This window comes from Sporomusa malonica, from assembly GCF_900176355.1.
Classification (GTDB): Bacteria; Bacillota; Negativicutes; order Sporomusales; family Sporomusaceae; genus Sporomusa; species Sporomusa malonica.
On sequence record NZ_FWXI01000001.1, the window covers coordinates 162,850 to 176,916 of the forward strand.

Sequence of the window (14,067 nt, forward strand, 5' to 3'; positions counted from 1 at the left end):
GTTACTTTAAGGATTTGTGCTCTATCTTCGATATATATAGTAGAGTATGCAATAGCTGGTAGGCAACATGGTTTCAAAGGGAGGCGAGTTCCAATGCACAGTATAACTTTAGATGAAATACAGCCAGGTATGTATCTATCAAAGCCACTCATTTCAGCCGATGGTGCAATTTTACTCCATGAAGGCACAGAAGTGAAAGAAAGATACATTCAGTATCTTCGTAATAAAGGTATTACAGCCTTGTTTGTTGGAGAAACAGAAACCGGAGATACAATTGCAATTGATGAAGATTTTTATGATCCAATACATAAGAAAGAAGCCATGGAGGCTGCACAGGAGGTAATTAATCATTTTCGTGTCGGTAAAGGCATACCGCTCGATAGAGTGAAAAGCATTGTCAGTGCTTTAATTGACCAGCTTGGCCAAAAACCGGAGAATATGATTCATCTTCTGGATTTACGCCGTAAAGAGGAGTATATGTTCTCTCATGCGGTTAATACGTGTATTTTGTCAGTTATGACTGGGCTTGCTATGGGATATGATGCCAAGCGGTTAGGCGAGCTGGGTTTAGCAGCCATGCTTCACGATATCGGCAAAATTAAATTTCCCAGGCAATTAGCGTTGCAGTTTCCCGACTATTTAACAAAGAGTGAAAGAGAAGAGTATAGACGCCATTCTTTTTATTCTTTGGAGGTCCTGCGGGAAAATCGTACCTTACCAGTTGAAGTTGTTAATGCCTGTTTTCAACATCACGAACGTTGGAACGGCAGCGGCTACCCCATGGGTCTTAAAGGGGATGCTATTTCTGAGTATGCTCAAATTATCAGCATCGCCGATGTGTATGACCGTTTGATCGTAGGGATGCCTCATCGCCGGCCTACACCTGTATATTATGCAGTTGCTATTTTGAACAAAGCCGCAGGAGAGTATTTTAATCCGGCTATCGTAGAACGGTTTAATCAGAATGTGGCCATCTACCCTACAGGTAAAACGGTACGGCTTAGTAACCAGCAAAGCGGATTAATCCTTGGCGTTGGTATAAAAAGCAAAACGACTCCCGTAGTTCGGATTACATCTGACCATGATGGCGAACACAATCGGATTGTGGAACTTGATCTGATAAAAAATCCTGAACTCTTCATCGTAGATGTTGAAGAATTATATTCTAGTTATGCACAGGCCTATGCTGATCGTGCGCAAATGTATCATGCGAAAACCCAGCAGATATGACAGGACCCAGTCAAGTGATTGGATTATTCTGAGTTATGTCAATGGCGATATGCTATTTTGAAGGATATTTCAATAAATAATAAAGACTGCCTTATGGCAGTCTTTATTATTTAACACTTATATTTTTTATTGTGCGTTGTACATACCTTTGCTGCTTAGATAGTTGAATATTCCTTCACCATGTTTTTGCTCTTCTTTTTGGATATGGTTTAAAGCCTGGCGCACATTGGTGTCTTTAAATTCAAAAATGGCTGTATCATATGCACTAGAGACATACTTCTCGGTCATCAGCATATCGCTGCAGAGCATAGCGTCCGCATTGCTAGCGGTAGCGGAAGACGGTGAAGCCTGTGAAGTTAGACTAGTTGCTTGGCTGGATTGAGATGATTGTTGTGCCTGTTGACCTTGATTCATACTGGGAACTTGTCCGTTCATGATGGAGGTGATCGTATTTAGGTGCTGCTGTTCCTGCTGCGCATAAGATTGAAATAACTGCTTGAGTTGTGGGTCACTAGCTTGAGCTGCATATTTTTGATACTTTTCGACACACACTTTCTCATGGGACTCTTGGTCTTTCAGTAGCTGTGTTTCTTTTTGTGTAAGTTGTGATGCCATAATTTAGCCTCCTTTGGTTTTTTTTAGTTTTCCCAAGATATTTATTGTCATTCGGCCTAAGCAAAGTTTCGGCAAAATCTTCGATGGGTGGGCTTTATTATTTATCCTGAATAGAGGTCTTTTTTATTATGATCTTTACACTTTCTTTACACCCCTGACGTGTTTCTTGACAGCGCCTTTACCTCAATCAGTATTACAATAAAGCTGCAGTAAGTTCATAGTCATAGGAGGAGTACAAATGGCCGATTTGTGGCTGGCCGGCCTATTGGCGGCATTGCTTTTGGGTTACCTAATTTATGCGCTTTTGAAACCGGAGGAGTTTTAAGATGACGACAGATATCGTTTTATTTATTGTGTTTTTGGCTGTACTGATTATCCTGGCATGGCCGCTGGGAAACTATATGGCCAACGTATTTTCATTGAAACAGACAATGTTTGACAGACTGTTTGCCCCTATTGAAAAAATCATCTACCGCATGGCCGGCCTGAATGATATGGCTGAGATGAATTGGAAAGAGTATGCAATTAACTTAGTTTTCTTCAATTTGTTTGGTATGACAGCAGTTTACTTAATCCAGCTTTTACAAGGCTACTTGCCCTTTAACCCGGAAAACATGGCTTCGGTGGCGCCCTGGCATGTGGCCTTTAATACGGCTGTCAGCTTTATGACCAACACCAACTGGCAGGCCTACGGCGGCGAGTCTACCATGAGTTATTTTACACAGATGGCTGCGCTGACTGTGCAGAATTTTGTGTCGGCAGCGACTGGCCTGGCGGTGGCCGTGGCGCTCATTCGGGGCTTGACGCGCAAAACTACTGATGAAATCGGTAATTTCTGGGTTGACCTGGTACGCGGTATAGTCAGGGTGCTGATGCCACTATCGATTATTGTCGCGCTTATGCTAGTGCAGCAGGGCGTACTGCAGAACTTGTCACCCTATATCACCGTGCAGACGCTGGAAGGAGCCGGGCAAAAACTGGCAATGGGACCAGTGGCTTCCCAAGAGGCCATCAAAATGCTGGGTACCAATGGCGGCGGCTTTTTTAACGCTAACTCGGCACATCCTTTTGAAAATCCTACACCGTTAACTAACTTTATGGAAATAGTAAGCATTTTCCTTATCCCGACGGCGTTGTTGTTTACCTATGGGCAGCTGGCCCGCGATAAGCGGCAGGGCTATGCTGTATTGGGAGCCATGATGCTCTTGTTTATCTGTATGTTAGGTGGTACTTATGCCAGTGAACTATATGGCAACCCCATTATGGGAGGTTTGGGCATAAGCAGTCCCGCGTCACTGGAAGGCAAAGAAGTGCGCTTCGGCATTGGTGGATCGGCGTTATTTGCTACTGTGACCACTGCCGCTTCCTGCGGCGCCGTTAACGCCATGCATGACAGTCTGACACCGCTCGGCGGCCTTATCCCTATGCTGCAGATCATGTTGGGTGAAGTAGTGGTAGGCGGGGTAGGCGCCGGTTTTTACGGAATGATGGTGTATGTTGTCATGACTGTGTTTATCGTCGGTTTGATGGTAGGCCGCACTCCTGAATATCTTGGGAAGAAGATTGAAGCCTGGGAAATGAAGATGGCTACGCTGGCTATCCTTATTCCGTCAGTAGTCATCCTTGTTGGCAGCGCCATTGCTGCGGCGACCGAGGTGGGTACGTCTTCAATCGCTAATCCCGGACCGCATGGCTTGAGTGAAATTCTGTATGCATTTGCCTCAGGCGCCGGTAACAACGGCAGTGCTTTTGGCGGCCTGACGGCTAACACGCTGTTTTATGACCTCATGCTTGCACTCGCCATGCTGTTAGGTCGGTTTGGGGTTATCCTTCCGGTCTTGGCCATTGCCGGCAGTATGGCTGGAAAAAAAGTCTCGCCTGCGGGCCCAGGGACTTTCTGCACCACCAGCTCGCTGTTTGTTATATTGCTGGCCGGAGTAGTGCTTGTTGTTGGTGCACTCACCTTTTTGCCGGCTTTGGCCTTAGGGCCAATTGTTGAGCACCTAATTATGCTGCAAGGCGCAACCTTTTAAAGGAGCATAGGATTATGAATAATAAAAGTAGTTTTGATAGACACATTATTGCGGGGGCGGTGCGCGATGCTTTTCGCAAGCTCAATCCGCGTGTGCAGATGAAAAATCCGGTGATGTTTATTGTCTTTGTTGGGGCGCTTTTAACGACCGGACTGATGTTGCGCGATATGGTGCAAGGCAGTGCCAACAACTTGTTTGCCTTGCAAATTAATCTGTGGCTGTGGTTCACTGTTTTGTTCGCTAACTTCGCAGAAGCCATTGCCGAAGGACGGGGGAAAGCCCAGGCGCAGGCACTCAAAAATACCCGCAGTCAGACCAAAGCAAAAAAAATCACCAGTAATAATGGTGTGAAGGTTGTCGAAGCTACCGAACTTAAGAAAGGCGACCTACTGTTAATTGAGGCAGGCGATGTGATTCCAAGCGACGGCGAAGTGGTGGAAGGTATGGCGACAGTGGATGAGAGCGCTGTCACCGGCGAATCGGCGCCTGTTATCCGGGAGTCGGGCGGTGATAAATCCTCGGTTACCGGTGGTACAAGGGTCTTATCAGATTGGCTTAAGGTACGGGTGACCGCCAATCCCGGCGAAACCTTCCTTGACCGGATGATTTCATTGGTGGAAGGCGCTAAACGTCAAAAGACACCCAATGAAATTGCGCTTACTATCTTGCTAGTGGGGCTTACCATAATTTTTCTTATTGCTGTTGCCACTCTCGAAGCCTTTGCTCTATACTCTGGCGCGACTTTATCGATAACCGTACTAAATGCGCTGTTAGTGTGTCTGATACCCACTACGATCGGCGGACTGCTATCCTCCATCGGTATAGCCGGAATGGATAGGTTACTAAAACGCAATGTGCTGGCTATGTCCGGCAGGGCGGTAGAAGCCGCTGGTGACGTCAATGTGCTCTTGCTGGACAAAACAGGAACAATTACCCTGGGTAACCGTATGGCTACCGAATTTATTCCTGCCCCTGGCGTGAGTGAGGCCGATATGGCTGACGCCGCCCAGTTATCGTCTTTGGCTGACGAAACGCCCGAAGGACGGAGCATTGTTGTCTTGGCCAAAGAAAAGTATAACTTGCGGGAACGGGATTTAACGGCGCTTGGCGCAGAATTTGTGCCCTTTACCGCCCAGACGCGTATGAGCGGGGTGAATATGAAAGATCAAGAGGTGCGCAAAGGTTCGATTGATGCTATCCAAAAATATATTGCCGCCCAAGACGGGGTGCTCCCTGACGCAGTGCGCGCTGTCTGTGAAACCATTGCCAAAAGCGGTGGAACACCGTTGGTTGTGACGCAAAACGCGCAGGTGCTTGGGGCTATTCACCTCAAGGATATTGTCAAAGGCGGTATTAAAGAGAGGTTCCGGGAGTTGCGGCAAATGGGGATAAAGACAGTTATGATTACTGGTGATAACCCTTTAACTGCCGCCGCTATTGCCGCCGAAGCCGGAGTGGATGACTTCTTGGCTGAAGCTACGCCGGAAGCCAAGCTCAAAATGATTCGCGACTATCAGGACAAAGGCATGCTTGTCGCTATGACCGGTGACGGTACCAATGACGCGCCGGCACTGGCGCAAGCTGACGTAGGTGTGGCCATGAACAGTGGCACCCAGGCTGCCAAAGAGGCTGGCAACATGGTGGACTTAGATTCCAACCCCACCAAACTGATCGAGGTCGTGGAAATCGGCAAGCAGCTCTTAATGACGCGCGGATCGCTCACTACCTTCAGCATTGCCAATGATGTGGCCAAATACTTTGCCATTATTCCGGCCCTGTTTGCCGGAGCCTATCCGGCTCTGGGCGTGTTTAACATCATGCGGCTGGCTACGCCGGAAAGCGCTATTTTGAGTGCCGTCATCTTTAACGCCCTGATTATCATTGCGCTTATCCCGCTCGCTTTGAAGGGCGTAAAATACCAACCGGTAGGAGCCGATATCATTTTGCGCAAGAATCTTATCATCTATGGCCTTGGCGGTCTGATTGTGCCTTTTGCAGGTATTAAAGTCATTGATTTGCTGTTAGTTGCCTTAGGTTTAGTATAAAAATATTTAAAGGAAGATGATGCCACAATGTGGAAATCAATGATAAATTCATTACTGATGGTTATAGTATTAACTATTCTGACCGGTATAGCCTATCCCCTAGCCATGACAGCTCTGGCACAAACGCTGTTGCCGCAGCAGGCAAATGGCTCGCTTATTACCAAAGATAATCAAGTCATAGGTTCCAGATTAATCGGTCAGAACTTTACCAGCCCAGGCTATTTCCATGGCCGCCCGTCAGCTGCCGGTGCTGACGGCTATGATGCAGCCGCGTCTTCCGGTTCTAATCTCGGGCCGACTAACCAAAAGCTAAAAGCTGCTGTAGCTGAGCGTATAACGAATATCAAAAGTGAAAACAACTTGCCACAGGATAGTAGTATCCCCGGAGATTTAGTGTTGGCGTCAGCCAGCGGTCTTGATCCTCACATTAGCCTGGCAGCAGCCTATCTGCAGGTGGAACGGGTAGCAACCGAACGGGGAATACCGTCTGCTCAAGTACGATCCTTGGTAGACAGTCATACCGTAGGCCGCCAGCTTGGTTTTTTAGGTGAACCTCGTGTCAATGTGCTGGAATTGAATTTAGCGCTGGATGCTGTGAAACGTTGAGTCTTTAGGGCTGCTCTTTGCAAAATGGGGGCAGCCCCTATGCTATAGTTGGAGGGAGAGGCAGCATGCCTAAAGATAAAGCCGACAATCGTCCCAATCCGGATGCGTTACTGGAAAAAATTCATAAAGAGACTAAAGGAAAGCTTACCGTTTTTTTAGGAGCTGCGGCAGGTGTCGGTAAGACCTTCACCATGTTGGAAGCCGCGCATGACCGGCTGGCCGAAGGTGTCAATGTCATTATTGGCTGGATTGAAACCCACGGGCGGGTCGAGACTGAGAAGTTGGTGGCCGGTTTGCCGTGTATAGCCCCGAAAATCATAGAATATCGGGGTAAAGAACTGAAAGAAATGGACACTGATGCCCTGCTACGCGAAAAGCCGGAGTTGGTGCTGGTAGATGAACTAGCCCATACAAATATTCCTGGGTCCCGCCATGTCCGGCGGTTTCAGGATGTCGAGGAACTCTTAGCCGCCGGTATTAATGTCTATACCACCCTCAATATTCAGCACATTGAAAGTCTTAATGATGTGGTGGCGCAAATTACCGGTGTTATCGTAAGAGAGACAGTGCCTGATTCTGCTCTCGAGCAGGCCGATAATATCCAATTGATTGATATTCCGCCTGAAGACTTGATTAAACGGCTTAAAGAAGGTAAGGTCTATGTTCCCGGACAAGTTGAACAAGCGCTAAAAAAGTTTTTCCGTCCTGGCAACATTAATGCCTTGCGGGAATTAGCTCTCAGGTTTACAGCCAGCCGTGTTGATCAGGATATGGCTGAATATATGCGGTCCCATCAAATCGCCGGTCCCTGGCCTGCTGCCGGGCGGGTTATGGTGTGTGTCAGTGCCAGTCCGTTTTCGGCTCAACTTATCCGGGCGGCCCGACGATTGTCGGGCGGACTGCATGCTGACCTGCTGGCTGTGCATATTGAGACCATGGGGCGCCGGTTTCCGATGGGCGACAAGGAGCGCGACCGGGTGGCTCGCAACCTTCGTTTGGCTGAGGAGCTTGGTGGAAAAACCCTTACGGTTGTGGGAAAAGACCTGGTACAGGAGATTTTGGATGTAGCGCGGAGCCATAATGTAACGGCTATTGTTATCGGCAAGCCACGTCATAGCCGCCTGTGGGAGCTGCTGCACGGCTCGTTGGTTGATAAGCTCATCAGGAAAAGCAGTGGTATCAACGTCTATGTGATTCAAGGCGTTGCCGAAGAAGATCAAGCGGCCAGCATCAAGACGGCCCTGCCTGCTCCGCCGGCCGTACCTTGGCTCTACACCTGCGGCGGTTTGGTCATGACGGCAGCCGTTACTGCTGTCAACTGGCACTTTCAACTGCAGCTGGAATTGGTGAATATCGCTCTTTTGTATCTGCTGCCTGTCCTCTTAACAGCCGAGTGGTGGGGGCGTTGGCCGTCATATGTTACTGCGGTAGTAAGCGTCCTGACTTTTGACTTTCTGTTTGTACCGCCCATTCTCACCTTCACTGTCTATGACATTCGCTATCTTTGGAGCTTTCTTATATTTTTAGTTGTGTCTTTTCTCATTGGCGGGCGTACAGACCTTCTCAGACGGGAAGCCCAGGCTGCCCGTCTGCGCGAAAAAAGTATTCGTGCGCTCTATGAATTTAGCCGCCAAATTGCTGCAGTTTCAGATATGACCCGGATTGCACAGGAATTGGCTAACCATGCCGGAGAAACCATTGGCCGCACAACAGTCGTGCTGATACCTGATGACAATGGTAAGCTTAATGTTCAAGGCGCTTATAACACAACTCCAGCTGTTGACCGAAACAAGTCTCAGGTCTTACCTGAAGCTGAATATGCTGTAGCTGTCTGGGCGTATGAGCAAGGGCAGGTGGCAGGGCGGTCCACCGAAACACTGCCTGGCGCACAGTATCTTTTTGTGCCGCTCGTTACCGGTGATAAGACAGGCGGGGTATTTGGCGTGCACATTGCCAATCAAAAAGTCACTCCTGAGGAACGGCGGTTGATTGATTCTTGGGCCGGTCTGGCAGCCATTGCCGCAGAGCGGGTAAAGCTAGCAGAAACAGCTCGGCAGGCAGCGCTGCTTGCAGAATCTGACAAACTTCGAACAGCCCTGTTTAACTCAATCTCCCATGAACTGCGCACCCCGCTGTCAACCATTACCGGCGCTGTGTCCACTCTATTAGATACTGGTGTTGAATATAGCAAGGATATACGGTGCGAACTATTGGAAACCGTCCAGGAAGGTGCCAGCCGGATGGAAAGGGTAGTGAGCAATCTCTTAGATACTGCCCGCCTGGAGAGCGGCATGCTGCGTCTTAAGACCGACTGGTGCGATGTGGAAGATATTGTGGGTACTGCCTTACGGCGGATGGGGGATTTAGCCGGCAAATATCTTATAAAAACGACCCTGCCTGACGACTTACCGCTTATTCGCGCTGATTGTGTGCTGTTGGAACAAGTATTGGTAAACTTTATTGATAATGCTGTCAAATATTCCGCGGTGGGCAGTGCCATAACCATTGCTGCTTGGCAACAGGGCAACATGGTTAAAGTGTCAGTAGCAGATAATGGTCCCGGTATACCTGAAGCCGACATACCACATGTTTTTGAAAAATTTTATCGTGCCAGCCAGCCTAGCCGGGTATCTGGCACAGGCTTGGGTTTATCGATATGCAAAAGTATTATTGAAGCCCATGGCGGACAAATTTGGGCAGAAAACAGTCCAGAAGGGGGAGCCACTGTCAGCTTTTCCCTCCCTATCCGGGGCGATGGTGCGGTCATTCCAGCCGAGGCAGGTGAATTATTATGACAGGTCAGGGTCTTAGAGTCCTTATCATTGATGATGAACCTCAAATCCGCAAGCTGCTTAAAGTGTCTTTGAGCGCTTATGGTTATGCTCTTGATGAAGCCGCTACAGGACATGATGGTGTTTCACGTGCAGCGGTTTTTAAACCGGACATCCTAATTGTTGATCTGGGTCTGCCTGATATGGATGGTAAGGCTGTCATTAGAGAAATCAGGGAGTGGTCACAGGCTCCGGTTATTATTCTGACCGCCCGCGACCAAGAGCAGGAAAAGATTGAAGCCTTGGATGCCGGGGCTGATGACTATGTAACTAAACCGTTTGGTATGGGCGAACTCATGGCGCGTATGCGCGTATGCCTGCGGCGAATGGCGGCTTCCGAAAGCGAGCCGGTTTTGACGTGCGGCGGCCTTGCTGTCGATTTGGTGCAGCGCCGCGTGACGGTAGACGGACGCGAAATCAAACTTACGCCCACCGAGTATGAGATAATAAAAATTATGGCTCAGCAGGCTGGCCGGGTATTGACGCACAAGCAGCTGTTGAAAGCGGTCTGGGGTAATGCTTATAATGAAGATACCCATTATATTCGGGTATATATTGGTCAGCTGCGAAGAAAGATTGAGGATGACCCTGCACAGCCGCGCTATATTATTACCGAATCAGGGGTAGGTTACCGCCTTATGGGCCGATAATAGAGAAAGACATTCCGGTATTTACCCATTTGACCATTGATAAGAAAGTGCAAAGATTTACTCGTGTCCCGAAGGAGCTAATGAAGGGTTCATACTCTTTGAATTTAAAGCAAAGGGCTTTTCGCATTTAGCAAGTCAAGTGAAGGTTTCTCCGACTCATTAAATAGGTGGATTTATAAGAGGCATGGATAAGTCTATAGTCAAGAGCTAGTTGATTCAAATTTTTAACAATATAGTAGTATGTAGGCCATTTAAGATTTATGGAGGGTAAGGGCATCACCTGTAACACACCTAACAGAGAAAAAACTCCTGCCAAATTTTGTATAGATCTGGCGGGAGTTTTTGTTTATAATAGTAAATTCATTATGAAGATGTATTATGGTTTATTTTTAAGTCAACTTGAAAGAATAGTGCACATTGAGTGCTTATCTTATAGGCATAAACACAAGGCTGGAAGCAAATAACCGCCTTCTTGATTCCGATGCTTACATGAGGCGCTAGATTGTACAGGATCACTCATCACTACAAATCGGCTCTTCCCACCAACCGAAGGCTATTCTGCCAGCAGCTGCTAGCTCTGGCGACTCAGGGTTAGATAAGAAAATAAGAAAAGAGCCGCCAGGTGAGAAGATGAATTTTCCCTGCTCATCATCGACTATCGTAGTTTCTGGCTGACCACGCCGAACAAAGGCTTTAATCCCGCCCTCTGGATCGCCAGTAACACGTGATGCATACTGAAGATTTACTTTGGGACAAGGAAGGGGACAAAGAGCCAAATTGGAGGGAGTTACCAGTGGGGATTTTTGGGGTCTTCCTGGGGGATCGGTATTAAACCAGATTTGGGCTCGAAATGTGGATTCAGATACATCGCTTACAGTCCAGACAGTCACGTGCAAATTTACCCCGGAGTTGCATGGATTGTATAGCCTGGCCCACGCGCTAGTACCGCGCCCGAAGGTTAGGTTATCAGCGTAGCCTACAAAATATTTTCCTTCCAGAGATTTGGCTAGGTTAATCGGTATAGCAACCGTATATTCCAATGATGGTATATAAGTGGACGGGGAAGAACTATCCAGATCAAGATATTTAGGCATAGAATAATTTCCTCCTTAATAAACTCTATTTTATTCTATGTAAAGTAAAATAGAAGGTGAAAAAGAAGAAGAAAGTGAGAAACTAATTCAAACACATTGTCAGATGACGCTTGTTTTGTATATAATGTCGTTGTAACATTGTATTACTTTATACGCGACAGGAGAGTAGCTATGAATTGTATTTTTCTTGATAAAATTACTCCAGAAATGAAAATATTATTACGATCAGAGGTTCCAGGCGATATTGATTTACTTTTCTTTGATGAAATGGAAGAGGCAGTGCAGGATGAAAAACTAGCTCATGCTGAGTCTCTTCTTACAGCAACTTATGTAGTGGACGACGCATTAATGCAGCGCGCTCCTAAACTTAAAATTGTTCAGAAACTGGGTGTAGGTACCGATAATATTGACTCAGCAGCTGCTGCTAAGCGTGGGATTATCGTCAGTAATGTACCGGGAGGAAATGCTAACGGTGTTGCCGAATTGACACTTGGCCTTATTCTTAATGTCTATCGTAAAATAAACCAATTGGATAAAGCCACCAAAAGTGGTGTCTGGGCTATGTGGAAATACCGTAATTGTTCATATGAAATCAAGGGCAAAAAACATGGGATTATTGGCTTTGGGGATATCGGAAAACGGGTAGCAGAATTATCGAAGGCTTTTGGCGCAACGCTTTATTATTACAGCAGAAAGCGGGCTTCTGCCGAGGTAGAGGCACTTTACGATGTGACGTATCTGGGATTGGAAGAATTGCTCAAAGTATCAGATATAGTTAGCATACATGTACCTCTTAGTCAAGAAACTCGAAATTGGATTACGGCCGAAAAGTTGAATCTTATGAAACCAAATTCGATTTTTATTAATGTCAGCAGGGGCAATGTTGTTAATGAGTCCGATCTATATGAAGTATTGGCATCAGGAAAAATCCTTGGTGCAGGGATCGACGTATGGGCCACAGAACCAATTAGCGGTGATAATCCGCTATTGACTCTTGAGAATGTGGTTGCAACTCCGCACGTTGGCGCTGGTACTGTAGATGCAGCGATTACTATTTTTAGAGTTTCATTTCAAAAAATCCGTAATGCGTTAATTGAGGAAGAAAAATAAAAAATGATTAATTATTATACCTCGTCTCCACCATCTAAATCCGGAATACCTAGGAACCAGCGAATTTCGCGGGTTCTTTTTGTTTGGTGCGCCCAGCATGGGCGTTTACTTGTTGGTGAAAGTCCAATACGGGGGTTGATAGTGCCAACCGTTAGCCTAAGACAAGGGTGTCCACCGTGAGGTGGAATCTGAAGGAAGTCGGCGGCAAAGCTCTGGTCTGAGGAATACGAACTACATATGAGGCATGCGTAATGCTGGGTGAACTGGCCGAACAAAGTAAAGCCCAAAACTATCCGAAGCATACGGTGTAAATGTAGCAGATGTATGGAGTGAAAGTAAACGCTCTTACCTGGGGAGGTCTGACAGGAAAGCCGAGAACATGAATTTGTGAACCGGCAACCCACACAGTGATGTGTGACTGAACTGTCAGAAGTCAGCAGAGGCCATAGTACTGCAGTGGATGCATACACTGCAGGAAGGGCTGAACAATAGGAGGTTTCTAAATTTGAAAGGTACGAAGACATGCAAAGAAAGCAGACAACTTCAAAACGAAGACTACCTGCAGGAGATAAGGAAGGAATCCGGATGCACTGCAGGAGTGCAGACCCTGTCCTCTCCATGCCCCAAGAACAGATCCAGCGAGGATTCCCATCTTCTAAGAGCAATGACCTCGCTGCAGCTACATAACCTCTCACTATTTCTTTCTGTGGATCGTCTATTTTGCTCTAGTTTTCGTTCCAAGTCTCGAATACCACGCAGCTTTTTTTGATTTCTGTTTTGAGTTTCCACCAAATCGACTACTGGCTTTGCAATATCCTTTAAATAGTGATACTGGCAATATTGATAGGGTACATCTGGTAATAGCGACTCCATCGCCATACGAATTGACTGCTGTCCATCACTGATGATACCGATGATAGGAAAACCCAATTTCACAATTGGCGAATTTAGTGCCTTTAGTTCCTCTGTAGCACTACTTTTTACGTTTTCCGCTGCAAAAATGGTTCCACTAAACACCTCACGCACCACATATAGAGTTTCATTACCTTTTTCAGGTTGAACTCCATCCATCGATAGCATGATTCCGCCGTTGGTTTTCACGACTTCCTGTAATACTTCTTTTGTATAATCCGTTATACTAGACCGAAGCAGCGCCAAGTATCTTTCATAGAGTCGTTGGCGTTGCGTTCTGATGTTGCAATCCCTCGTCGCTGGAGTTCTAATGTTATTTCCGCACATGTCATGTGCTGCTTGAATCTAAGTTCCCCAACTAGTGCTAGAACATCGAATCCATAGGACGTATGCTTCATGCATAACGTTTCTGCCTCAGCAGATTTATATTTTGCATCTTTATGCGTACAATTCAGGTTTGGGTAACCAGAGGCAGCACTCCAGACTTGAATAACCCCGGATAACGTAGAGATATTTTTCTTCCAGCAGTATGGCTCCGGGTCAACTTAGTACTGCAATGAGGACAATGCTGCAGTTCGGACCGAAAACTCGGAAGATGACATCTTCAAGTTTAAAAATACGAGCGAATTATGCAACATTTTCCCCATGAGCAGAAAGGGTTTGTATAATGTAATTAATAAGCTTATAAAGAAGGGTTTTATAAGAAAAGAAAAAAATTCAATTATTTTCACCGATAAAAAGCAATTGCTTGAGCTTTCCGTGCATGTTAGAGAGTTTAATGTGACAAACGGAAGCAACATTAAGTTTGATATCTAGGTTCTTGGCCAACCGAAGGAAAAAAGTTCATTTTTCGCCGTCATATCCGATATGGAGAACCGTATTTTATTTGTAACGGATAAAACAGGCCTGACCCTTTTAGCTGTAAGGTTCAGGCCTATTAC

At 46.5% G+C, this 14,067-nt stretch carries 11 protein-coding genes; 8 read left to right on the forward strand and 3 right to left on the reverse strand.

The window, feature by feature from the left end:
- Positions 1–93: 93 nt before the first annotated feature.
- Complete coding sequence (locus B9A22_RS00730) at positions 94–1,230, forward strand: HD-GYP domain-containing protein (RefSeq protein ID WP_245823736.1); 1,137 nt, start codon at positions 94–96, stop codon at positions 1,228–1,230.
- A 126-nt stretch (positions 1,231–1,356) separates the two neighbouring features.
- On the opposite strand, the gene B9A22_RS00735 is transcribed toward B9A22_RS00730, so the two are convergent.
- A complete protein-coding gene (locus B9A22_RS00735) occupies positions 1,357–1,845 on the reverse strand; it encodes a spore coat protein (protein ID WP_084573678.1) in 489 nt (162 codons plus the stop codon).
- Positions 1,846–2,083: 238 nt separating this feature from the next.
- Here B9A22_RS00735 and kdpF point away from each other — a divergent pair, with 238 nt between their 5' ends.
- The 6 genes from kdpF to B9A22_RS00765 all read left to right on the forward strand — a co-directional run bounded on the left by kdpF (position 2,084) and on the right by B9A22_RS00765 (position 10,010).
- Positions 2,084–2,170: a K(+)-transporting ATPase subunit F gene (gene kdpF / locus B9A22_RS26515; RefSeq protein ID WP_084573679.1), complete on the forward strand. Its 87-nt coding sequence runs from the start codon at positions 2,084–2,086 to the stop codon at positions 2,168–2,170.
- 1 nt (position 2,171) lies between these two features.
- On the forward strand, positions 2,172–3,878 hold the full coding sequence (gene kdpA, locus B9A22_RS00745; RefSeq protein WP_084573680.1) for a potassium-transporting ATPase subunit KdpA: 1,707 nt from the start codon (positions 2,172–2,174) through the stop codon (positions 3,876–3,878).
- A gap of 14 nt (positions 3,879–3,892) precedes the next feature.
- On the forward strand, positions 3,893–5,923 hold the full coding sequence (kdpB, locus tag B9A22_RS00750) for a potassium-transporting ATPase subunit KdpB (RefSeq protein ID WP_084573681.1): 2,031 nt from the start codon (positions 3,893–3,895) through the stop codon (positions 5,921–5,923).
- 39 nt (positions 5,924–5,962) lie between these two features.
- A complete protein-coding gene (gene kdpC / locus B9A22_RS00755) occupies positions 5,963–6,529 on the forward strand; it encodes a potassium-transporting ATPase subunit KdpC (protein ID WP_245823737.1) in 567 nt (188 codons plus the stop codon).
- 65 nt (positions 6,530–6,594) lie between these two features.
- On the forward strand, positions 6,595–9,324 hold the full coding sequence (locus B9A22_RS00760) for a sensor histidine kinase (RefSeq protein WP_084573683.1): 2,730 nt from the start codon (positions 6,595–6,597) through the stop codon (positions 9,322–9,324).
- On the forward strand, positions 9,321–10,010 hold the full coding sequence (locus B9A22_RS00765; RefSeq protein WP_084573684.1) for a response regulator: 690 nt from the start codon (positions 9,321–9,323) through the stop codon (positions 10,008–10,010). Before B9A22_RS00760 ends, B9A22_RS00765 begins: the two co-directional genes overlap by 4 nt.
- 512 nt (positions 10,011–10,522) lie before the next feature.
- Here B9A22_RS00765 and B9A22_RS00770 read toward each other — a convergent pair.
- Positions 10,523–11,104: a DUF6143 family protein gene (locus B9A22_RS00770; RefSeq protein ID WP_084573685.1), complete on the reverse strand. Its 582-nt coding sequence runs from the start codon at positions 11,102–11,104 to the stop codon at positions 10,523–10,525.
- 171 nt (positions 11,105–11,275) lie between these two features.
- Between B9A22_RS00770 and B9A22_RS00775 the strand changes: the two genes are divergently transcribed.
- Positions 11,276–12,214 (forward strand): NAD(P)-dependent oxidoreductase, encoded by a 939-nt coding sequence (locus tag B9A22_RS00775; protein WP_084573686.1) that lies wholly within the window; start codon positions 11,276–11,278, stop codon positions 12,212–12,214.
- Positions 12,215–12,769: 555 nt separating this feature from the next.
- Here B9A22_RS00775 and B9A22_RS25165 read toward each other — a convergent pair.
- On the reverse strand, positions 12,770–13,315 hold the full coding sequence (locus B9A22_RS25165) for a hypothetical protein (RefSeq protein ID WP_176215333.1): 546 nt from the start codon (positions 13,313–13,315) through the stop codon (positions 12,770–12,772).
- Positions 13,316–14,067 lie beyond the last annotated feature (752 nt).

Excerpts from the sequence above, each read along its gene's own strand:
- B9A22_RS00730 (WP_245823736.1), top strand. The coding sequence starts at position 94 with ATGCACAGTATAACTTTAGATGAAATACAGCCAGGTATGTATCTATCA.
- B9A22_RS00735 (WP_084573678.1), bottom strand. The coding sequence starts at position 1,845 with ATGGCATCACAACTTACACAAAAAGAAACACAGCTACTGAAAGACCAA.
- kdpF (WP_084573679.1), top strand. The coding sequence starts at position 2,084 with ATGGCCGATTTGTGGCTGGCCGGCCTATTGGCGGCATTGCTTTTGGGT.
- kdpA (WP_084573680.1), top strand. The coding sequence starts at position 2,172 with ATGACGACAGATATCGTTTTATTTATTGTGTTTTTGGCTGTACTGATT.
- kdpB (WP_084573681.1), top strand. The coding sequence starts at position 3,893 with ATGAATAATAAAAGTAGTTTTGATAGACACATTATTGCGGGGGCGGTG.
- kdpC (WP_245823737.1), top strand. The coding sequence starts at position 5,963 with ATGATAAATTCATTACTGATGGTTATAGTATTAACTATTCTGACCGGT.
- B9A22_RS00760 (WP_084573683.1), top strand. The coding sequence starts at position 6,595 with ATGCCTAAAGATAAAGCCGACAATCGTCCCAATCCGGATGCGTTACTG.
- B9A22_RS00765 (WP_084573684.1), top strand. The coding sequence starts at position 9,321 with ATGACAGGTCAGGGTCTTAGAGTCCTTATCATTGATGATGAACCTCAA.
- B9A22_RS00770 (WP_084573685.1), bottom strand. The coding sequence starts at position 11,104 with ATGCCTAAATATCTTGATCTGGATAGTTCTTCCCCGTCCACTTATATA.
- B9A22_RS00775 (WP_084573686.1), top strand. The coding sequence starts at position 11,276 with ATGAATTGTATTTTTCTTGATAAAATTACTCCAGAAATGAAAATATTA.